Origin of the sequence: Pseudomonas sp. PS02288, from assembly GCF_029959715.1 — a bacterium.
GTDB lineage: Bacteria > Pseudomonadota > Gammaproteobacteria > Pseudomonadales > Pseudomonadaceae > Pseudomonas_O > Pseudomonas_O kuykendallii.
In genome coordinates, this window is the sequence record NZ_JASCPA010000020.1 from 39,839 (window position 1) to 60,824 (window position 20,986).

The 20,986-nt window shown below is 66.9% G+C and carries 21 protein-coding genes; 11 read left to right on the plus strand and 10 right to left on the minus strand.

Annotation, left to right across the window (positions count from 1 at the left end):
• Nucleotides 1-54: 54 nt before the first annotated feature.
• From QMX85_RS10345 to QMX85_RS10365, 5 genes are all read left to right on the plus strand, one after another.
• The gene (locus QMX85_RS10345) at nucleotides 55-573 is read left to right on the plus strand and encodes an RNA polymerase sigma factor (RefSeq protein WP_282340601.1); all 519 of its coding nucleotides are present in this window, start codon (nucleotides 55-57) and stop codon (nucleotides 571-573) included.
• On the plus strand, nucleotides 570-1,544 hold the full coding sequence (locus QMX85_RS10350) for a FecR family protein (protein ID WP_282340603.1): 975 nt from the start codon (nucleotides 570-572) through the stop codon (nucleotides 1,542-1,544). Before QMX85_RS10345 ends, QMX85_RS10350 begins: the two co-directional genes overlap by 4 nt.
• 105 nt (nucleotides 1,545-1,649) lie before the next feature.
• Nucleotides 1,650-4,070: a TonB-dependent receptor gene (locus QMX85_RS10355; protein ID WP_282340605.1), complete on the plus strand. Its 2,421-nt coding sequence runs from the start codon at nucleotides 1,650-1,652 to the stop codon at nucleotides 4,068-4,070.
• A 70-nt stretch (nucleotides 4,071-4,140) separates the two neighbouring features.
• On the plus strand, nucleotides 4,141-5,271 hold the full coding sequence (locus QMX85_RS10360) for a PepSY-associated TM helix domain-containing protein (RefSeq protein ID WP_282340607.1): 1,131 nt from the start codon (nucleotides 4,141-4,143) through the stop codon (nucleotides 5,269-5,271).
• Nucleotides 5,268-5,492: a hypothetical protein gene (locus QMX85_RS10365; RefSeq protein WP_282340608.1), complete on the plus strand. Its 225-nt coding sequence runs from the start codon at nucleotides 5,268-5,270 to the stop codon at nucleotides 5,490-5,492. Before QMX85_RS10360 ends, QMX85_RS10365 begins: the two co-directional genes overlap by 4 nt.
• On the opposite strand, the gene QMX85_RS10370 is transcribed toward QMX85_RS10365, so the two are convergent.
• From QMX85_RS10370 to QMX85_RS10400, 7 genes are all read right to left on the minus strand, one after another.
• A complete protein-coding gene (locus QMX85_RS10370) occupies nucleotides 5,486-7,252 on the minus strand; it encodes a sodium:solute symporter family protein (protein WP_282340610.1) in 1,767 nt (588 codons plus the stop codon). The two genes, QMX85_RS10365 and QMX85_RS10370, sit on opposite strands and share 7 nt — an antisense overlap.
• 10 nt (nucleotides 7,253-7,262) lie before the next feature.
• Nucleotides 7,263-7,529, minus strand: coding sequence for a DUF4212 domain-containing protein (locus QMX85_RS10375; protein ID WP_282340612.1), 267 nt, complete (start codon nucleotides 7,527-7,529; stop codon nucleotides 7,263-7,265).
• Nucleotides 7,530-7,781: 252 nt separating this feature from the next.
• Nucleotides 7,782-7,985 carry a hypothetical protein gene (locus QMX85_RS10380; RefSeq protein WP_282340614.1) on the minus strand — a complete coding sequence of 68 codons (204 nt, stop codon included), beginning with the start codon at nucleotides 7,983-7,985 and terminating at the stop codon, nucleotides 7,782-7,784.
• On the minus strand, nucleotides 7,985-8,227 hold the full coding sequence (locus QMX85_RS10385; RefSeq protein ID WP_282340616.1) for a hypothetical protein: 243 nt from the start codon (nucleotides 8,225-8,227) through the stop codon (nucleotides 7,985-7,987). The genes QMX85_RS10380 and QMX85_RS10385 overlap by 1 nt, the downstream gene beginning before the upstream one ends.
• 380 nt (nucleotides 8,228-8,607) lie before the next feature.
• On the minus strand, nucleotides 8,608-10,638 hold the full coding sequence (locus QMX85_RS10390) for a methyl-accepting chemotaxis protein (protein ID WP_282340618.1): 2,031 nt from the start codon (nucleotides 10,636-10,638) through the stop codon (nucleotides 8,608-8,610).
• A 98-nt stretch (nucleotides 10,639-10,736) separates the two neighbouring features.
• Nucleotides 10,737-11,261: an ATP-dependent zinc protease gene (locus QMX85_RS10395; RefSeq protein WP_273233695.1), complete on the minus strand. Its 525-nt coding sequence runs from the start codon at nucleotides 11,259-11,261 to the stop codon at nucleotides 10,737-10,739.
• A 112-nt stretch (nucleotides 11,262-11,373) separates the two neighbouring features.
• A complete protein-coding gene (locus QMX85_RS10400) occupies nucleotides 11,374-12,606 on the minus strand; it encodes an HD-GYP domain-containing protein (RefSeq protein WP_282340621.1) in 1,233 nt (410 codons plus the stop codon).
• Nucleotides 12,607-12,757: 151 nt separating this feature from the next.
• On the opposite strand from QMX85_RS10400, the gene QMX85_RS10405 reads away from it, so the two are divergent.
• Nucleotides 12,758-13,669 carry an acyltransferase gene (locus tag QMX85_RS10405; protein ID WP_282340622.1) on the plus strand — a complete coding sequence of 304 codons (912 nt, stop codon included), beginning with the start codon at nucleotides 12,758-12,760 and terminating at the stop codon, nucleotides 13,667-13,669.
• A 95-nt stretch (nucleotides 13,670-13,764) separates the two neighbouring features.
• On the opposite strand, the gene QMX85_RS10410 is transcribed toward QMX85_RS10405, so the two are convergent.
• Nucleotides 13,765-14,253 (minus strand): N-acetyltransferase, encoded by a 489-nt coding sequence (locus QMX85_RS10410; protein ID WP_090224953.1) that lies wholly within the window; start codon nucleotides 14,251-14,253, stop codon nucleotides 13,765-13,767.
• Nucleotides 14,254-14,514: 261 nt separating this feature from the next.
• Between QMX85_RS10410 and fdhD the strand changes: the two genes are divergently transcribed.
• Both fdhD and QMX85_RS10420 read left to right on the plus strand, forming a co-directional pair.
• Nucleotides 14,515-15,360 (plus strand): formate dehydrogenase accessory sulfurtransferase FdhD, encoded by an 846-nt coding sequence (fdhD, locus tag QMX85_RS10415; RefSeq protein ID WP_282340625.1) that lies wholly within the window; start codon nucleotides 14,515-14,517, stop codon nucleotides 15,358-15,360.
• Nucleotides 15,357-17,678: an FdhF/YdeP family oxidoreductase gene (locus tag QMX85_RS10420; protein ID WP_282340627.1), complete on the plus strand. Its 2,322-nt coding sequence runs from the start codon at nucleotides 15,357-15,359 to the stop codon at nucleotides 17,676-17,678. Before fdhD ends, QMX85_RS10420 begins: the two co-directional genes overlap by 4 nt.
• 96 nt (nucleotides 17,679-17,774) lie before the next feature.
• Here the strand turns inward: QMX85_RS10420 and QMX85_RS10425 are convergent, their stop codons facing one another.
• Nucleotides 17,775-18,080, minus strand: coding sequence for a hypothetical protein (locus QMX85_RS10425; protein ID WP_273233689.1), 306 nt, complete (start codon nucleotides 18,078-18,080; stop codon nucleotides 17,775-17,777).
• Nucleotides 18,081-18,328: 248 nt separating this feature from the next.
• Nucleotides 18,329-19,057 carry a TraX family protein gene (locus tag QMX85_RS10430; protein ID WP_282340629.1) on the minus strand — a complete coding sequence of 243 codons (729 nt, stop codon included), beginning with the start codon at nucleotides 19,055-19,057 and terminating at the stop codon, nucleotides 18,329-18,331.
• 93 nt (nucleotides 19,058-19,150) lie between these two features.
• Between QMX85_RS10430 and QMX85_RS10435 the strand changes: the two genes are divergently transcribed.
• From QMX85_RS10435 to QMX85_RS10445, 3 genes are read left to right on the plus strand one after another with little or no spacing between them, the layout of a single operon-like run.
• Nucleotides 19,151-20,194, plus strand: a complete 1,044-nt coding sequence (locus QMX85_RS10435) for a low specificity L-threonine aldolase (RefSeq protein ID WP_282340647.1) — start codon at nucleotides 19,151-19,153, stop codon at nucleotides 20,192-20,194.
• Complete coding sequence (locus QMX85_RS10440; protein WP_282340631.1) at nucleotides 20,194-20,580, plus strand: glyoxalase superfamily protein; 387 nt, start codon at nucleotides 20,194-20,196, stop codon at nucleotides 20,578-20,580. The genes QMX85_RS10435 and QMX85_RS10440 overlap by 1 nt, the downstream gene beginning before the upstream one ends.
• Nucleotides 20,577-20,882, plus strand: coding sequence for an NIPSNAP family protein (locus QMX85_RS10445; RefSeq protein WP_282340633.1), 306 nt, complete (start codon nucleotides 20,577-20,579; stop codon nucleotides 20,880-20,882). Before QMX85_RS10440 ends, QMX85_RS10445 begins: the two co-directional genes overlap by 4 nt.
• The last annotated feature ends 104 nt before the right edge of the window (nucleotides 20,883-20,986 follow it).

Below are 20,986 nucleotides of genomic sequence, written 5' to 3' on the forward strand. Positions count from 1 at the left end.
ATCATGTGCGAATAATTCTCGTTTTGCGGCCACCGTGCGCAATGGAGGCTGGTCGTGTCGACCGGGCAATCGCCGAACCACGAGTTAGTCGGACTGCTGTATCGCGGTCATCGCAACTGGTTGCTCGCCTGGTTGCGGCGCAGCCTCAACTGCCCGCAGCGCGCCGAGGACCTCAGTCAGGACACCTTCCTGCGCCTGCTCGCCCGCCAGCACCTGCAAGCACCGCGCGAGCCGCGCGCGCTGCTGCGCACCATCGCCAAGGGCCTGCTGATCGACCACTTCCGGCGCAACGCGCTGGAACGCGCCTATCTGGACGAACTCGCCGCCCAACCCGAGGCGCTGCAGCCCAGCGCCGAGGAACAGTTGCAAATACTGCAGGCGCTGCGTGAGGTCGAGCGCCTGCTCGCCACGTTGTCGACCCGCGCCCGCGCCGCCTTCCTGCACAGCCGCCTCGACGGCTTGAGCCACGCCGAGATCGCCGAGCGCCTTGGCGTCTCGGTGCCACGCGTGCGCCAGTACCTCGCCCAGGGCCTGCGCCAGTGCTACATCGCGCTCTACGGCGAACCGACATGATCGATACCCGACCGGTCAGCGCGCGCGTCCTCGACGAGGCCATCGCCTGGCAACTGAACCTCGGCGCCGGCGATGACGACGGCCAGCAGCAGGCATTCGCCCACTGGCACGCTGCGCATCCGGACAACGCGCGCGCCTGGGCGCAGCTGGGTGGCATCGACCAGCAACTGCACGGCGCCGCGTCGGGCCCCGCGCGACGCGCGCTGCAGCGCGCCGAAGGCGAAGTGCGGCGGCACCTGCGCCGGCTCGGCGGGACGACCCTCGGCCTGCTGCTGATGGTCGGGCTGACGCTCGGCCTGCTCCAGCAGCAACGTCCGCTGAGCGACTGGCTGGCCGATGAAGTCACCGCCAGCGGCGAACAGCGCGACGTCGAGTTGCCCGACCGCACGCGAATCCGCCTGAACAGCCGCAGCGCGCTGGATATCGCCTTCGATGCCCGCGAGCGACGGGTGATCCTGCGCGGCGGCGAGGTGCTGGTGGAAACCGCGCACGGCGACCCGCGCCCGTTCATCGTGCAGACCGCCGAGGGCGACCTCCGCGCCCTCGGCACCCGCTTCCTGGTCCGCCGCGAACCCGAAGGCACGCGTCTGATCGTGCTGAAGTCGGCCGTCGCCGCGCACCCAGGACGGGGAGACGAGGAACGCATCATCGGCGAAGGCCAGCAGGTGCTGATGCGCAACGCCTGGCTCGGCGCCAGCCAGCCCGCGCCGGTCGCCGCGGATGCCTGGAGCCGCGGCATGCTGGTGGTGGAAGAGATTCCGCTGGGCCAGCTGCTCGAACAGCTGGGCGAATACCGTCGAGGTCATCTCGGCCTCGATCCGCGCCTGGAAAATCTGCGCATCACCGGCAGCTTCCCGCTGAACGACAGCGACCTGGCCCTCGCCGCGCTGCCGCCGAGCCTGCCGGTGAGCATCGAGCGGCACACCGACTGGTGGGTGACGGTGGTGCCGGCGGCGACCAAGGAGAAATGACGGGAATGGCGCCGGCGGAAATATTTTCGCCGCGCCCTATCATTTTTCGATCTTGCTTCGGCAAAGGGGCATTGAGATTCATTCTTGTCCAGGAGCCATTCCCGAATGTCCGCGTCGAAAACCCTGTTCCGCCCCAGTCTGCTGGTTGCCGCCATGCTGCTCGCCAGCCAACCCTGGAGCGCCGCACAAGCCCAAGAATCCACTGCCAGCAGCGCCGTACGCACCTACCAGCTGCCGGCCGCACCGCTGGCCAACACGCTCAACCGCATCGCCGGTGAAGCCGGGCTGACCCTGAGCATCGACCCGGCACTGAGCGCCAGCCGCACCTCCAACCCGGTACAGGGCCAGTTCGACGCCCAGAGCGCCCTGCGCGAGGCCCTGCGCGGCACCGGCCTGCAACTGCAGCGCAACGCCGCCGGCGTCTACAGCCTCGACGAGGTGCAAGAGAGCGGCGCCTTGCTGCTTTCCGAATCCAGCGTCACCGCCAGCGCCGCGGCGCCCGTCGACGGCAGCGCGGCCGCCGGCTACCGCGTCGACGCCGCGAAGAACGTCGGCGCGCTGGGCGGCATGAGCCTGCAGGACACGCCGTATTCGATCAGCGTCGTTTCCAGCGACCAGTTGCGCAACACCCAGACGACCTCCACCGACGACGTCTTCAAGCGCAACCCGTTCACCCAGCTCTACTCGCCGAAGAACGCCGGCTACGCCAGCGCCGTGGCGATCCGTGGCTTCAGCAGCGCCGGCAACCTGAACGTGGCCACCGACGGCCTGCGCTTCAGTACCGATTCCGACAGCAACAACTTCGTCGAGGAGATGGAGCAGATCGAGGTCCTCACCGGCCTCTCCGGCTTCCTCTACGGCCCCGGCAACCCCGGCGGACTGGTCAACTACGTGCTCAAGCGGCCGACGGCCGAGCGCTACAACAGCGTCACCCTGGGCAACGCCGGCGGCGAGAACTACTACCTGCACGGCGATTTCGGCGGCCCGATCGACACCGAAGGCCGGTTCGCCTATCGCCTCAATGTGCTGACCCAGGATGGCGAAACCGCCATCGACCTGCAGAAGCGCCGCCGCGAGATGGTCAGCCTGGCGCTGGACTGGAACCTCAGCGACGACCTGCAGATCCAGTTTGACGCCTCGCACAAGAAGAGCGAGACGCGCGGCCTGAGCAGCTACTGGTTCGTCCAGGACGGCGCTCGCCGCCCGGATGCGGACGACCTGGACAACGACCGGCTCTACAGCCAGAAGTGGGCGTTCTCGGACTCGGAAAGCGACCGCGTCGGCAGCCGCTTCAACTGGCGCCTGAACGATGTCTTCAGCCTGCGCGGTGCGCTCGCCTACACCGAGTACACCCAGGAATACACCTACACAGGCCCGACCATTTACAGCACCTCGCCACCGGTATCGGCACCGGGCAACTATACCCAGCCGCTGTATGCCTACGCCCCGGTGGACAACGCCGAGACCTCCGGCTACCTTTTCCTCGACTCGGCGTTCGCCACCAGCGCCATCGGGCACAAGGTGACGTTCGGCTACCAGGGCAACATGCGCCGCGTGAAGCAGCACATCGACCACGCGTACCCGTCCTATCCCCAGTTCTCGGTGGTCGGCGACATCCCGCTCGAAGAAACCCCGCAGGTCGACAAGCCGTCCTACAGCATCGGCAACAGCGACAAGCACCTCTACAGCACCAACGAAACCCGGAACCTGCTGATCGGCGACGTAATCACCTTCAACGACCAGTGGTCGACGATCGTCGGTTTCACCCACAGCAAGATCGACACCTTCACCAACGACTTCGTCTACGGCAGCGGTGTGAGCACCTACGCCAAGACCAAGACCTCGCCGAACTACTCGCTGATCTTCAAACCGCTGCCCTGGCTGACCACCTATGCGACCTACATCGAAGGCCTGGAAGCCGGTGGCGCCACGACCCTCAACGGCCGCTCCATCGCCCTGCCGCCGGAAGTCAGCGAGCAGTACGAAATCGGCGCCAAGGCCACCTGGGGCGATGCGCTGTTCACCGTGGCGCTGTTCAACATCGACAAGCCCAACTACATCACCAACTTCGTCTACACGCCTAACGGCCGCCAGGAAAACACCGGGCTGGAATTCGGCGTCACCGGCAGGGTGACCTCCAACCTGACCCTAGTCGGCGGCCTCACCCTGCTCGACCCGCAGGTGAAGAAGTCCAACGTGGCGGCGAACGACGGCAACAAGCCGACCAACGTGGCCTCGCAACTGGCCAAGGTCTACGCCGAGTACGACCTCGACGCCCTGCCCGGCTTCGCCTTCACCGGCGGCGCCTACTACACCGGCAAGCAGTACAGCGACGAGGCCAACGACCACAGCCTGCCATCCTTCACCACGTTCGACTTCGGCGCGCGCTACAGCATGCCAGTGGCGGACAATAAGCTGACCCTGCGCACCAACGTCAGCAACCTGGCGGACAAGTCCTACTGGCTGAACAGCTACTACCTGGGCGATCCGCGCACCCTGACCTTCTCGGCGGAAATGGAGTTCTGAACCGCCGCTGCCCCGCTTCGCGCGCGAGCCGCTCCGGGAGCCGGCTCCGGCGTTTTCCACGGAATCCCCGATGCACGCCAAGACAATCCGCCTCTGGTCCTTCGTCCACACCTGGAGCAGCCTGATCTGCACGCTGTTCCTGCTGATGCTGGCGCTGACCGGCCTGCCGCTTATCTTCCACCACGAGATCGACCACCTGCTCGGCGATGCGCCCGCGCTGCGCGAGCTGCCGGCGGATACGCCGCACCTGGACCTGCAGCAACTGATACAGGCCGCCGAGGCGTACCGGCCCGACGAGGTGGTGCAGTACCTCGCCTGGGAAGACGACGAGCCCGACGCGGTAATGGCGATCAGCGCGGCCACGGCGGGCAGCGATCCGAACGATTCGCACACCTTCCTGCTCGATGCGCGCACCGGCGAGGCCCTGGAAATGCCTTCGGCGAATGGCGGCCTGATGCTGTTCATCCTGCGCCTGCACGTCGACCTGTTCGCGGGGCTGCCGGGCAAGCTGCTGCTGGCGTCCATGGGGCTGCTGTTCATCGTCGCCCTCATCTCCGGCGTCGTGCTCTACGCGCCCTTCATGCGCCGCCAGCGGTTCGCCCAGGTACGCCGTGACCGCTCCACCCGACTGCGCTGGCTGGACCTGCACAACCTGATCGGCATCGTCACCCTGGTCTGGGCGCTGGCGGTCGGCGTCACCGGAGTGATCAGCGCCTGTGCCGACCTGCTGATCGCCGCCTGGCGGCAGGACGCGCTGACCGCGATGCTGGCGCCCTACCGCAACGCCCCGCCGCTCGGCGAACGCGCGCCGGCCAGCCGGCTGCTGGAGATCGCCCGCACGGCGGCGCCCGACAGCCAGCCGAATTTCATCGCCTTCCCCGGCACACGGTTCTCCAGCGAGCACCACTACACCGTGTTCATGAACGGCAACACGCCACTGACCTCGCACCTGTTCACCCCGGTGCTGATCGATGCGAAGACCCTCGGCGTCACCGCGGTGGTCGCGCGGCCCTGGTACATGGACGCGCTGGGCATGTCGCAGCCGCTGCATTTCGGCGACTACGGCGGCATGCCGATGAAGGTGCTGTGGGCCGTGCTGGACGTGCTGACGATCATCGTCCTCGGCAGCGGCCTGTACCTCTGGTGGGTGCGCCGGCGCGTGCCCATGGGCAGCCCTCGAACGGCCGGGGCGGAGGCATGAAGCGCCTGCGCCACTCGACCTTCGCCCTGCCCGCGCTGGTCGGCCTGGGCAGCGCCATCGGCCTGTTCTGTGCACTGCTCGGCGACGGTGTGTGGGACGCGGTGGCCTGGCTCGGCCTCGGTATTCCGGCGTTGCTCGGGAGCTGGCCGTTGCTGCGCCGCGGACAAAATAAGGGCGCCCCGTTTAAACGGGGCGCCCTGCTCTGGCACAGACGTCAGTGATCGATGGCCGCGCCGGCACCGCGCGGAACGCGAATATCCTCGATCAGGTGCTGGATGTCCTCCGGCGGTGGCGCGGTCATGCGCGATACCGCGAGCGCGACGATGAAGTTGAAGATCATCCCCAGCGTACCGATGCCCTCCGGCGATATGCCGAACCACCAATCCGCGGCGGTTGCCGTGGGATTGATGAACTTGTAGTAGACGATGTAGCTGAAGGTGAACGCCAGGCCTACCACCATGCCGGCGATCGCACCTTCCTTGTTCATCCGCTTGGAGAAAATGCCCATGACGATGGCCGGGAAGAAGGACGCCGCGGCAAGGCCGAAGGCGAAGGCCACCACCTGGGCGACGAACGCCGGCGGGTAGATACCGAACAGGCCGGCAATCACCACCGCGACACCCGCGGCGATCCGTGCGGCGAGCAGCTCCTTCTTCTCACTGATGCCCGGCATCAGGTTGCTTTTGAGCAGGTCATGGGAAATCGATGTCGAGATCACCAGCAGCAACCCCGCCGCCGTGGACAGCGCTGCCGCCAGCCCCCCGGCGGCGATCAGCGCAATGACCCAGCCCGGGAGCCCGGCGATCTCCGGGTTGGCCAACACCATGATGTCGTTGTCCACGTAAAGCTCGTTGGCGGCCGCCGTACCCTGATTGGACAACACGCGCTGGCCCACCTCGCCGCGCTCGGCAGTGAAGGTCGGCTTGCCGGCGAAGGCGGCGCCGGGCCCGTACTGGATGACGCCGTCATCGTTCTTGTCCATCCAGGCAATCAGCCCGGCGCTTTCCCAGGTCTTGAACCAGCCGGGCACCTGCTCGTAGCTAACGTTGGGGACACTGGTGAGAAGGTTGGTGCGGGCAAACGCGGCAACCGCCGGGGCCGTGGTGTAGAGCACCGCGATGAACAGCAGCGCGTAACCGGCCGACTTGCGCGCATCCTTCACCGTCGGGGTGGTGAAGAAACGCACGATCACGTGGGGCAGGCCAGCGGTACCGACCATTAGCGCCATGGTGATGAAGAACACATCGGTGGTCGACTTGGTGCCGTTGGTGTAGGCCGCGAATCCCAGCTCCGCGCCCAGCCCGTTGAGACGTTCCAGCACACTCTGCCCGGTGCCGAGGACTTCGCTGCCGAAGCCCAACTGAGGGATCGGATTACCGGTGATCATCATCGAGATGAAGATCGCCGGGACCATGTAGGCGAAGATCATTACGCAGTACTGCGCCACCTGGGTGTAGGTGATGCCCTTCATCCCGCCGAGCACGGAGTAGAAGAACACGATGGCCATGCCGATCATCACGCCGGTGTTGATGTCCACCTCGAGGTAGCGCGAGAAGACGATGCCCACGCCACGCATCTGACCGGCCACGTAGGTGAAGGAAATGAAGATCACGCAGATCACCGCCACCACCCGCGCGGTCTGCGAGTAGTAACGCGTACCGATGAATTCGGGCACGGTGAACTTGCCGAACTTGCGCAGGTACGGCGCCAGGCACATCGCCAACAGCACGTAACCGCCGGTCCAGCCCATCAGGTAGACCGAGCCGTCGTAGCCGGCGAAGGCGATGATCCCGGCCATGGAGATGAAGGATGCCGCCGACATCCAATCGGCGCCGGTGGCCATGCCATTGAGTATCGGATGCACGCCCTTGCTGGCGACGTAGTACTCGCTGGTGGAAGCCGCGCGGGTGTAGAGCGCGATGCCGATGTACAGCGCGAAGGTGGCGCCGACGACCAGGTAGATCAGGGTCTGGGTATCCATGCGTGGGCCCTCACTCTTCGTGGACGTCGTACTTGCGATCGAGCTGATTCATCTTCCACACGTAGAAGAAGATCTCGATCACGAAGACGTAGATGGCACCCTGCTGGGCGAACCAGAACCCGAGCGGGAAACCGAAGAAGGAAAAGGCGTTGAGCGCATCGACCATGAGCACGCCGAAGAGAAACGAGACGACGAACCAGATGACCAGCAGGATGAGCATCCAGCGCAGGTTTTCTTTCCAATAGGCGCGTGCGGCTTCTTGCTTGCTGAAAGACATGTCGGATCTCCTGTTATTGTTTTTGTTATCGCTTCAGGAACCTAGCAGCCACGCGGACGCCCGCCGTTCGACGTTGGTCGAACGCCGATTTCCACGCTCAGGGCTTAATGTGTCTAGTCCGCGGCTTGCAGGCGCACCGCCCGCCCGTTCCGGCGCGCGGATGGAAACATCCACTAACACTAAGGCCGCGAAAGGCGCGCAGGACACCGTCCGCGGACGTATCCGGTCGCCTGGGCGCACGCCTCAGTCAGATCAGCTACGGACGACCAGCGGCACTGCCAACAGCGTCAGGCCGATGCCGGCCAGCAGCAGGTCGCTGTCGACGAAGTAGGGGAAAATCATCAGGGCGATGCCGCAGACCAGCGGCACACTCTTGCCCCGCTTCTTGCCGTAGATGAAATAGGCCAGGCCGAAGGCGCTGAACAGCAGCCCCCAGAGCAGCGAGGCGGTGTCCATCAGCGCACCCTCAACCAGACCCAGCCGGCCGCCGCGCCCAGTACCATGCCGAGCCAGGCGACCGGCAGCGGATCGCCGGAAATCAGGTAGCCGGCGACGCCGGCGATGGCAAAACCGACCAGGCCGGAACGCAGGAGAAAGCGCTGTCGGGAAAGCTGTTTCCGGCGCGCCTCGCCCTCATCCTGCGAGGGCGCCGCAGGCCGTGCGGAAAGGTGCTTGTGCTGCTCGTTGCGTTCGTTCATGCAAAACCCGTGGTGGCCACCGGGCAGCTGTCCCGGCGCGACGACGCTAACCGCATCGCCACGGGGCTGTCCACCGGGAGGCAGGGTTTCACAGATTGAACGCGGGGACGTGCAAGGTGCCAGGGCTGGCGCGCAAGGCGGCCGGCGGGCGGCGCTCGCCGTCAGGCGGAAGAAGGCAGACGATCGGATGCGCGCATCAGGCGTCGTTACGCTCTTTCCACTTCGGGTTCACGTATAGACCGCCGAGGAAAAAGGCGACCAGACCGGCCCACAGCAAGATGTCTAGCAGCATGAGGAATGTCCTGTCCTGACTGGCTCTCAAGGGTTATGACGCCGGCGAAACGAAATGGTGCCGCTTCGCTTCGTCGCCTCCCGTCGGCTCAGCTCAGCTGGAAACGCCCGGTGTTGCGCCGCAGCCCCTCGCTGCCACGCTGCATCTGCTCCGCCGCGCCGCTGACCGACTGCGCGCCGCTCAGCAACTGGCTTGCCGCCTGGTCGATCTGCTGGATGTTGCCGCTCACCTCGTCCGCCGTGGCGGCCTGCTGCTCGGCGGCGGTGGCGATCTGTGCGAGGCGGTCGCTGACGCGCTGCACGGATTCGGCGATGTGCTCCAGATCGCCGCCCATCGCCAGCACGCTGCCGACGTCGCCCTCGGCCTGGCGGTTGGCTTCCTCCATCAGCGCCACCGCCTGGCCGACCACGCTCTGCAGGTCGCCGACGGTCTGGCCGATTTCCTTGGTCGACTCCTGGGTACGCTGCGACAGGCTGCGCACTTCGTCGGCGACCACCGCGAAGCCGCGGCCCTGCTCGCCCGCGCGGGCCGCCTCGATGGCCGCGTTGAGCGCCAGCAGGTTGGTCTGCTCGGCGATGCCCTTGATCACGTCGACGATGCGGTTGATTTGCTGCGCCTGTTCGCGCAGTTGCCCAAGGGTGACCGAGGCCTCGCCCAGGCGCTCGCCGAGCTGATGCATGCTGGCGCCGGTCCGCGTGCTGCGCTGACGGCTCTGCATGGCGACTTCGCGAGTCTGCACGGCGTCCACCGCCGCTTCCTCGCAACTCTGCGCGACGCTCTGCGCGGTGGCGGCAAGTTGCGTCGCGGCGGTAGCGATTTGGCTTAGCTGGACCTGCTGCTGCTCGACTTCGCCGAGGGAATCCTGCGCCTGGGCATACAGCCGGTGCACCGTGTCGCCGAGCTGGTGGCTCTCGTCGTCGACGCCCTTCAGGCTGTCGCGCAACTGCAGGACGGCGGCGTTGAGGGCCAGCGCGATCTGCGCCAGGTCGTCCTCGCCATGCACCGCGACGCGCACACGCAGGTCGCCGTCGCGCAGCCCCTGGGCCGCCTCGGTGATGCCCGCCGTGCTGCGACGGATCGAGGCGTTCAGGCACAGCAGCACGTAGAGCGCAATCAACGCCAGCGCGGCGAAGGCGCCGATCACCTGCAGCAGGCTGTGCAGCGCGTCCTCCCGGTGGCTGGCCATGCGCCCTTCGAACACGTCGTAGAGCGCCTGCTGCAGACCGAGCAACTGGTCGCGCAGGGTGTCGCTGGCGGCGGCGAACGGCGCCGGGGCGATGGCGATCGGGTTGCTCTCGAAGACCTCGCGATCGATGCGCTGGGTATAGGCGTCGAGGCCCTGCAGCGCGGTGTCGTAGGGCTGGCGCAGGCCGGGCATCACCCAGGGCGCATCCTGGGCGAGGGTGGCGGCGGCCTTCTGCAGGCTGGCGCGGGAATCGTCCAGCGCGCGACGCAGGTCGCGGATCACCACCCGGCTCTGCAGGGTGAAATGCTGCGAGACGACAGCGCCGTGGCCCTGGGCGAAGAAGCTGCCGAGACGCTCCAGCGCACGCGGCAGGTTGGCGGTGAGCTGATCCATCATCAGGTAGGTGTCGAGCCACGGGTCGAGGATCAGGCCGCTGTCGGTGGCGACCTGGTCACGCAGGCGTTGCAGTTGCAGGAGGAATTTCTGATAGCGCTCGAGCCCGTCGGGCAGGGCCATCTTGCCCAGCCGGTCGACCGCCAGCTCGCTACGCAAGCCCTGCAGCGTCTGCAGATGCTGGTCGGTCTGCGCGGTGAAACCTTCCTGGGCGATGCGCCGGGCGGCCTCCTGCATGGCGCGGTCGAGTTCGCCGGCCTGCTGCTCGAAACCCGCTTTGGCCGGCTCCTCGGTGCCCTTCCAGCGGGCGAACAGGTTGCGCTGCTCGACCATCGCCTGCTGCACCGCGTCCAGGGCCTGCATCGCACGCATGCCGCCGCGCTCCTTCGCCACCACGTCCAGTTTGGCGGTGAAATCGCTGACGATCACCCAGGCGGCGAAGCACAGGGGCAACACGAAAAGCAGGAACAGCAACTGAAACTTGCGCGCGAAACTGAAGCGTTCCAGAACGCGCATCCCCGGTAACAATAGAGCGCCCATCAGCACACCTCGACAACGATCACGCCAGTCTTCTGGCGCCATGATGTCGTAATGCTAGCAAGTTGCGGGCCGCCTGGCTGCGCAGTTGGTCGTGAGGCTCAGCATTCCGGCTTGCGGGTGGTGAAGCGCCGCGCCGGGTCCACCGCCGCGCCCAGCTCGCGCAGGGTCTTGGCGCCCAGCAGCAGCGGATAGATGAAGTTGCTGCGGTCCGCCAGGTTGACTTCGACGGTCTCCTTGACGGTGCCCAGGCACAGTTCGAGATCGATCACCGGACGCTTGCTGACCTCGACCCCGGCGTCTTCCTCCTCGTCGGCGGATTGCTCGCCCGCACGGTTCTTGATCTTGCCGATGCGCGCCAGCCTATGCTCGTAGAGCGTGTCGTCGGCACCCTTGCTGGCCAGGCGGAAACGCACCCAGTCCTCGCCATCGCGCTCGAAGCGCTCGATGTCCTTGGCCGACAGCGAGGCGTTCAGCGCACCGGTATCGAGCTTGGCGCGCAGGGTCTTGCCCAGTTCCGGCAAGCGTACGTACTCGTTGCGCCCATAGAGGGTCGGTTGCTCTTGCTCATCGGCGACGGCGGGCAGCACGGCGCTCAGGGCCAGCAGGGCGAGAATGGCTTTCACGCAGGTTCTCCAAAAGGCGCGGATAGTCTAAGACGGCGGCTGGCGGACGGGGTTCAGCGCAGCGGGCGCACAGGGTACGCCGCTCGCGGCGTCACGCGGAAGGGTGACCGCCTCAGAGAGCGGGAGAGGCGACTCCCGACCAGAGCTCGTCGAGGTCGCGGAACCCCCACTGCGCCGGGGATTCGCGGCCGACGATCTTGTCGCGGCCGACCAGCTTGGCCAGGTCGACGACCTCGCGCGCCAGGTGCGTATTGGTCTTGGCGTTGAAGAACACCCGCACTCGTGGCGACAGCAAGGATTTCTCGTTCTGTTCGATGACCACGCCCAGGCGGCCGCTGTCCAGGCGCACCAGCGAGCCGACCGGATAGATGCCGACCGATTTGACGAACGCCTGGAACACCGTTTCGTCGAAATGCCGGTGACACCACTCGGCCATCTTGCGGATCGACTCGGCCGGGTCCCAGCCGCGCTTGTACGGGCGGTTGGAGGTGATCGCGTCGTACACGTCGCAGACCGCGGCCATCCGCGCGAAAAGGCTGATCTGATCGCCGGCCAGACGGTGCGGATAGCCGGTTCCGTCGATCTTCTCGTGGTGGTGCAGGCAGACGTCGATCACCAGCGCGCTGACCTGCTTGCACTCCAGCAGGATGTCGGTGCCGGCCTGTGGATGGTCGCAAACGCGGCGGAATTCCTCGTCGGTGAGCTTGCCCGGCTTGTTCAGCACTTCGCTGGGGATCGCCATCTTGCCGATGTCGTGCAGCAGGCCGGCGACACCGGCCTCCTGGATATGCGCATCGCTCAGCTCAAGCTGGCGCGCCAGCGCGATCATCAGCGCGCACACCGCCACCGAGTGCATGTAGGTGTATTCGTCGGCGCTCTTCAGGCGCGCCAGGCTGATGAGCGCGTGCGGATGGCGTATCACCGAGGCGGTGATGTCCCGGACCAGCTGGCCGACCTGCTCGACGTTCACCGCCTGGCCCATCCGCGCGTCCTGGAACATCTCCATCACCGCCCGCCGCGAGTGCGAGCAGAGCTTCTGCGCGCGGGCGACTTCCTCCTCGAGGCTGGCGCGCGGCGGAGGCACCGTCGGCGTCGTCACCGCGGCCAGCAAGCGCGCATCGGTCTGTGCCTTGACCTCGTCGACGGTCTCCCCACCCGGCACGTCCAGCCCTTTGGCCGTGTCGATCCACAGCTCGCCGATGCCGCTGTCGCGGATGCGTTGCAGATCCTTAGGGTTCTCGAGGAGAAACCGGCTCTTCCAGAAGGGGTGCTCCATCCATGAGCCGGAAAATTCGTGAATGAACATGCCGATACGCAGTTCGGTCAAAGCGATACGTTTAAGCACGCTGGCACCCGATGAGAATGACCGTATGGTCGCGCCGCCATGATGGCTCAAAGGCATCGCTGCATAAAAGCCCTGTAACGCCATTGGCTTGGGACGAGCGCCGGCGCTGGGTATGATTCCCCGACCGCACATAGCCAAGGAGAAGAGGCCGATGAGAGCCCCGCTAACCGGCGTCGTCACCACCCTTCTGCTGCTGTTCAACACCCTCGTCCTGATCGGCCCGCTGCTGCTGATCGCCCTGTTCAAACGGATCGCGCCGAACCAGGCGCTGCGTGATCGCTGCTCGCGCGGGGTGATGTGGGTCGCTGAGACCTGGGCCGAAATCGACAAGGCGATCTTCGCCCTGTGCACGCCGACGCACTGGGACATCCGCGGCGGCGGCGAGCTGCGCATGGACACTTCCTACCTGGTCATCAGCAATCACCAGTCCTGGGTCGACATCCCGGCGCTGGTGCAGGCCTTCAACCGCAAGACGCCCTACTTCAAGTTCTTCCTGAAGAAGGAGCTGATCTGGGTGCCCTTCCTCGGCCTTGCGTTCTGGGCGCTGGACTACCCGTTCATGAAGCGCTACTCGAAGGCCTTCCTGGAGAAGAACCCGCACCTGCGCGGCCAGGACCTGGCCATCACCCGCGCCGCCTGCGAGCGCTTCAAGCGCCTGCCGGTGACCGTGGTCAACTACCTCGAAGGCACGCGCTTCACGCCGGCCAAGCGCGCGGCACAAGGCTCGCCCTACCGTCACCTGCTCAAGCCCAAGGCCGGCGGCGTGGCCTTCGTCCTCGCCGCGCTGGGCGAGCAGCTGGATGCCATCCTCGACGTCACCCTGGTCTACCCGCAGACGCCCACGCCAGGCTTCTGGGACCTGCTCTGCGGGCGGGTGCCGCGGGTGATCGTGGACATCCGCACGCTACCGCTGGACCCCGCGCTGTGGCGCGGCGACTACGAGAACGACCCCGACTTCCGCCGGCAGGTGCAGGAATGGGTGAGCGGGTTGTGGGCGGAGAAGGATGAACGGATCGAGCGGCTGAAGGCGGAGGCTGAGCCGTCAGGCCGTAGGTTGGGTTGAGCGCAGCGATACCCAAGTCATGCCGCGAGGCGATGGGTGTCGCTTCGCTCGACCCATCCTACGGTGCTGCACAGCTGCAAAAAGTCCAAACCTCCTCAACCCGGCTGCATCAACTCCACCGCCTCGCGATCGGCCGCGCGCCGCTCGGCGCCGTCCATCTGCGTGCAATCGAGCATCACCAGTTCCACGTGCCCCGCACGCTGGTCGGTACGCAGGTCGATCTGGCAGAAGCCGTGCTTCTGGTAGAACGCCACTGCCTCGCTGTTGCGCTCGTAGACCGACAACTCCAGCCCGTCGGTCATGCTGCGCGCCTTCTCCAGCAGCGCCGAGCCGATGCCCTGGCCATGTTCGGAAGGGCTGACGAACAGCGCGGCTAGGATGTGTTCCTGCAAGGCGAAGAACCCGAGCGGCCGGCCGTCACGCTCGTAGAGCCAGACGTCCGCGCTGGGGAGATAGTGGTCGCGCATGTCCTCGAATTTGCCTTCCCAGAAGGAGGGTTCGATGAAGTCGTGCGCCTGTTGCGTGGCTTCGAGCCAGATGTCGAGCAGGGCCGGCAGATCGGCCGGGGTCGCTTTCCTGATCATCCTGAAAGTCTCCATTTGTCGATCGATACGGGGTACCGCGCCCTCCGGGCAGACATGTGTTCCTTTGTTCCTTCCCGAGCGCCGTTTGCCCGGCGCTCACGGCTTTGAGCGTCGGAGCCTGCCCGGTGTTCCCCCGCATCGCCTGTCGGCCACGCTGGCGCAACTCATCGAACGCCTCTATCGCCGCATCGGTCCTAACGATTAGACGGGGTGCGACAATCTGCCCTAGTCTCGTTTCCATAACGACACCGAGCCTTGCCTATGAACGCCCCGAGACGTTCAACGGTGCGCCGCCTGCCCGCGCCCGTTGCCGCCGCCAGCCAGCGTTACCGGTTCCATGGCCTGGACGACCAGGCCGAAAGCCCTGCCGAACTGGCCGAGGAAATTGCCCTGGCGATTTCCTACAACGGCCTGAACCAGGCGGTGATGCTGGTCTCCCCCGCCGACTTGGAGGACTTCGTGGTCGGCTTCAGCCTCGCCGCCGGCATCGTCGCCTCGCCCGACGAGCTCTACGACATCGTCATTTCCGGCGACGGCGACGCCCGTCAGGCGCAGGTGCAGATCGCCAGCCGCGCCTTCTGGCAACTCAAGCGGCAACGCCGCAACGTCGCCGGCAGCAGCGGCTGCGGGCTGTGTGGCGTCGAGGCGCTGGAACAGGCGCTGCCTGACCTGCCGGTACTGACGCCGACCCCGCTGCCGCCGGCACAGTGGCTGGACGGCCTGCGCCAACGCATCGGCGAATTCCAGCCGCTGGGCCAGCACTGCGGCGCGGTGCATGCGGCGCTGTTCATGGATGAGCGGGGCGCACTGCTGCTGGGCCGCGAGGATATCGGTCGGCACAACGCCCTGGACAAGCTGATCGGCGCACTGCAACGCCAGGCCATCGCCACGAGGGGCGGAGTGGCCGTGGTCACCAGCCGCTGCAGCCTGGAACTGATCCACAAGGCGCTGCGCGCCGGCCTTCACAGCCTGGTCAGTTTCTCCTCGCCCACCGGCCTCGCCGTGCAGTGGGCGCAGCGGCACAACCTGAACCTCATCCATCTGCCCCAACACAGCGCGCCACGGGTCTACAGCCCGGCGCTCCGCGAAGACGAATCGCCGACATGAGCCTGCAAAAGATCGATCCGCAGTACCGACCCTACAAAGGCCCGGCCGCCGGCTGGGGTGCGCTGGCCAGCGTCACGCGCTTCTGGCTGGACAGCAAACAGCCGTTCAAGAACCTCCGCGCGCTGCTCAAGACCAACCAGAACGGCGGTTTCGACTGCCCGGGCTGCGCCTGGGGCGACTCGCCGGAGAACGGCATGGTCAAGTTCTGCGAGAACGGTGCCAAGGCGGTCAACTGGGAAGCCACCAAGCGCCGCGTGGACGCCGCCTTCTTCGCCCGCTACAGCGTCAGCCAGTTGCGCGAGCAGAGCGACTACTGGCTCGAATATCAGGGCCGGCTGACCCAGCCGATGCGCTACGACGCGGCCAGCGACCGTTACCTGCCGATCGACTGGGACGCCGCCTTCGCCCTGATCGCCGAGCACCTGCACGCGCTGGAAAGCCCCGACCAGGCGGAGTTCTACACCTCCGGGCGGGCCAGCAACGAGGCGGCCTACCTCTATCAGCTGTTCGTCCGTGCCTACGGCACCAACAATTTCCCGGACTGCTCGAACATGTGCCACGAGGCCAGCGGCGTGGCCCTCGGGCAAAGCGTCGGGATCGGCAAGGGCAGCGTGACCTTCGCCGACTTCGAGCATGCCGACGCCATCTTCGTGCTCGGCCAGAACCCCGGCACCAACCACCCGCGCATGCTCGAACCGTTGCGTGAAGCGGTGCAGCGCGGCGCCCAGGTGGTCTGCTTCAACCCGCTCAAGGAGCGCGGCCTGGAACGTTTCCAGAACCCGCAGAACGTGGCGGAAATGCTCGCCAACGGCTCCGAACCGCTGAACACGGCGTTCTTCCGCCCGGCGCTGGGCGGCGACATGGCGGCGGTCCGCGGCATGGCCAAGTTCCTCCTGCAGTGGGAGCGCGAGGCCCAAGCCAAGGGCGAGCCGGCGGTGTTCGACCACGCCTTCATCGCCGAGCACACCGACGGCATTGACGCCTACCTGGCCGAGCTGGATGACACCTCCTGGGCGCAGATCGAGCAGCAGTCCGGTCTCACCCTGGCGGAGATCGAGCAGTCCGCGCGCATGTACCGGCGCGCCGAGCGAGTGATCGTATGCTGGGCGATGGGCATCACCCAGCACCGTCATTCGGTGCCGACCATCCAGGAGATCGTCAACCTGCAACTGCTGCGCGGCAACCTCGGCAAGCCAGGCGCCGGCCTCTGCCCGGTACGCGGCCACAGCAACGTGCAGGGCGACCGCACCATGGGCATCAACGATCGCCCGCCGGCAGCACTACTCGATTCGCTGGAAAAACGCTTCGCCTTCAGCGTGCCGCGGCACAACGGCCACAACACCGTGGAAGCCATCGAAGCGATGCTGGAAGGCCGCGCCCGGGTGTTCATCGGTCTGGGCGGCAACTTCGCCCAGGCTACCCCGGACAGCCCGCGCACCCACCAGGCGCTGCAACGCTGTGCCCTGACCGTGCAGATCAGCACCAAGCTCAACCGCAGCCACCTGACCCACGGCCGCGACGCACTGATCCTGCCGTGCCTGGGCCGCACCGACATCGACCGCCAGACCGGCGGCCCGCAGGCGGTGACGGTGGAGGACTCGTTCAGCATGATCCACGCCTCGTTCGGCCAGCTCGAGCCGCTGTCCGCCGAGATGCGCTCGGAACCGGCCATCGTCGCCGGCATCGCCAAGGCCACCCTGGGCAACCATCCGGTGGACTGGGATGCGCTGATCGCCGACTACGGCCGCATCCGCGAGCTGATCGCCGATACGCTGCCCGGCTTCCAGGATTTCAACCGCCGCGTCGCCCATCCCGGCGGCTTCTACCTCGGCAACTCGGCCGGCGCGCGCAAATGGACCACCGCCAGCGGCAAGGCCAACTTCAAGGCCAACGTGCTGCCGGCGGACCTGGTGTCCGAGCGCATGCGCAAGAGCGGCGTGGCCCACGACCTGATCCTGCAGACGCTGCGCTCACACGACCAGTACAACACCACCATCTACGGCCTGGACGACCGTTACCGCGGCGTGCGCGGGCAGCGCGAGGTGCTCTTCGTCAGCGCCGCGCAGATCGAGCGCCTGGGCTATCGGCCGGGGCAGAAGGTCGATATCACCTCGCTGTGGGACGACGGCATCGAGCGCACGGTGAAGGGTTTCACCCTGCTCGCCTTCGACATGCCGGACGGCCAGGCCGCGGCCTACTACCCGGAAACCAACCCGCTGGTGCCGCTGGACAGCTACGGCGACGGCAGCCACACGCCAACCTCCAAGTTCATCGCCATCCGCCTGAAGCCGGCGGCGCAGAGCGCGCGGATCCTCTGATTCCGCCCGCCGGACACGACGACGCCGCGCAGGGCGGCCCTGCGCGGCGTCATGTGAGTCCAGGCTGCCCCTGCGCGCGGCAAGGGCCAGGACGACTCAGGGGTTCAGGTAGTGCAGGCAGCTGGTGGACGCCTTGCCCAGGCGTTCCTTCATTTCCGGGGTCACGTCGCTGCCTTTCTTGTCCTGCATGGCCTGGATTTCCGCGCTGCTGAACTCCATCCCGACCTTTTCCGCCGCGCAGCCGCAATAGGCTTCGGCCTTGGCGGCCGGTACGTTGGCCTTGGCGCTGGTGACGCACTGGTTGGTGAATTCCTCTTTCGCACCGGCGGGCCACTGCGCGGCGGTGGCCGAGAAGGCCACGAACAGGGGTGCGGCGAAGGCGATCAAGCGGGCGTAACGCATGGTGCTGCTCCTTTTCTTGCGAAGGACGCGCGGCCGTCGGCCACTGGTTCCTGTTCTGAGGGCTACGCGGGCCGGGAGTTCCGCGTGATCGACGGGGCTCGGGTCGCTACCAGCGGTCCCCCGGGTAGGCATCAGGCGCCGTCGGCGACTGACGGCCTGCGCTCCGCGAACCCGGTACATGGCCCGCTGCGCAAGGCGCACCCTACACAAGCCGGTAGCGCCGAGTACAGGTACTTTTCATGCCGGCGCTAGAGCGCGCGAATGGCAGCCAGCAACAGGAAGTGCCCGGGGTAGAGCAGATACCCCCAGCGCGTCAGCGGCGCCACGGCGAAACCCGGCTCGCTGCGCAGCACCCGCAGCCCGAGTGCCGGCGCGCCCAGGCACGTGCCCAGCACCAGCAGGGCGAACGGCTGCAGGACGGCAGCTTCGGCGAACAGCGGCGGCCACCAGTTCGCCGCCAGGCAGACCAGCCCCGGCAGCGCCGCGCACCACAGCGGTCGGCGCAGCACCAGCAAACAGGCCGCCGGCAGCAAGGCTCCCGCCGCGCCGAACATCAGCCAGCGGTCGCCGATGACGGCCAGTACCAGCGCGGCGCTCGCGAGCAGCAGCCCAAGCGGCCGCGGACGGTGCAGCGCCTGGGCGATCGACAGGCCGAGGGCGAGCGTCGGCAGCACGTTCAGCGTCGTCGCCTCTCCCACCAGCAGGCGGTACGGCCCTTCCGCCAGCAGCGCGAAGAGCAGCAGCGCGCCCAGGTAGCGCAGCAGCCGACGCGGCTCCGGCGCCGCCGGGCTGCGCGCGAGGTTGGCCGCGATGGCCAGGCAGAAGAACGGGAACGCCAGGCGGCCGAACGGATACAGCCAGCCCAGCGCCGGCCAGACGAAGCGCAGGTGGTCGAGCAGCATGCTCGCCAGCGCCAGCCACTTGAGCAGGTCCAGCGCAGTGTCGCGGCCTGCCGGCGATCCGTCCTTCCCCCTCATCCGGCCCCCCCGCTTTGCCCGTGGCGATCAGCCATTGACCGCCATTGTTGGGTAAAGTGAGCGGCGATGCTTTCACTGACTCGCAGGATCACCATGACCGACAACAGCCAGCAGTTCGCCAGCGACAACTACTCGGGAATCTGCCCGGAAGCCTGGGCGGCGATGGCCGAGGCCAACCAGGGCCATGCCCGCGCCTACGGCGACGACGAGTGGACGGCGCGCGCCGCCGACCATTTCCGCGCACTGTTCGAGACCGATTGCGAGGTGTTCTTCGCCTTCAACGGCACCGCCGCCAACTCCCTGGCCCTGGCCGCGCTGTGCCAGAGCTACCACAGCGTGATCTGCTCCGAGACCGCCCACGTCGAGACCGACGAATGCGGCGCGCCGGAGTTCTTCTCCAACGGCTCCAAGCTGCTGGTGGCGCCCAGTCCGGACGGCAAGCTGAGCGCGGACGCGGTGCGCCTGATCGCCAACAAGCGTCAGGACATCCACTTCCCGAAACCCCGCGTGGTCACCCTGACCCAGGCCACCGAGGTCGGCAGCGTCTATCGTCCCGAGGAAATCCGCGCGATCAGCGCCACCTGCCGCGAACTCGGCCTGCACCTGCACATGGACGGCGCGCGCTTCTCCAACGCCTGCGCGTTTCTCGGCTGCTCGCCGGCCGAGCTGACCTGGAAGGCCGGGGTCGACGTGCTCTGCTTCGGCGGCACCAAGAACGGCATGGCGGTGGGCGAGGCGATCCTGTTCTTCAACCGCGACCTGGCCGAAGACTTCGACTACCGCTGCAAGCAGGCCGGCCAGCTGGCCTCGAAGATGCGCTTCCTCTCCGCGCCCTGGGTCGGCCTGTTGCAGGACGGTGCCTGGCTGCGCCATGCCGAACACGCCAACGCCTGCGCGCGGCACCTGGCCGAATGCGTCGCCGACGTGCCCGGCGTCCGGCTGATGTTCCCGGTCGAGGCCAACGGCGTGTTCCTGCAGATGCCCGAGCCGGCGCTGGAGGCCCTGCGCAACCGCGGCTGGCGCTTCTACACCTTCATCGGCAGCGGCGGCGCGCGCTTCATGTGCTCGTGGGATTCGCAGATGGAGCGGGTGGACGAGCTGGCCCGCGACATCCGCGACGTGATCGGCAACCTCTGATGGCGGCCACGCTCGGCTCGCCGGTGCCCATTCTGCGCAGCTTCGACGAAGCCAGGGCGAGGGCGTTCTACCTCGACTATCTGGGTTTTTCCGTCGACTGGGAGCACCGCTTCGAGCCGGGGCTGCCGCTGTACATGCAGCTGTCGCGCGACGGCTGCGTGCTGCACCTCTCCGAACACCACGGCGACGCCTGCCCCGGCGCGGCGCTGCGGATCCCCTGTGCCGACCTGCCCGCGCTGCACGCCGAACTCCGCGCAAAGGACTACGGCTTCGCCCGCCCGGGCATCGTCGAGACGCCCTGGGAAACCCGCGAAATGACCCTCCACGACCCGTTCGGCAATCGCCTGGTCTTCATCGACACGCCCAAGGACGCCCCAGCGCCATGATCACCTGCTACCTGCGCTACCGCATCGATCCCTACAAGCTCGCGGAATTCGAGCACTACGGCAAACTCTGGATACCCCTGGTGAAGAAGTTCGGCGGCACCCACCATGGCTACTTCCTGCCCAGCGAAGGCGCCAGCGACGTCGCCCTGGCGATGTTCAGCTTTCCCTCGCTGGCCGCCTACGAAACCTACCGCGAGCGCTCCTTCGTCGACGCCGACTGCCAGGCCGCCTTTCGCTATGCCGAGGAAACCCGCTGCATCGTCAGCTACGAACGCAGCTTCTTCCGTCCGGTCTTCGGCTAGGCGGCGACCAACGCGGCTTACCCACAGCGCGCGTGGATGGCGCTGTGGATAAGCTGTACAGACCCGCCGCCAGCCCAGGGCCTGCGGCGCTTCTCGCCATCCGT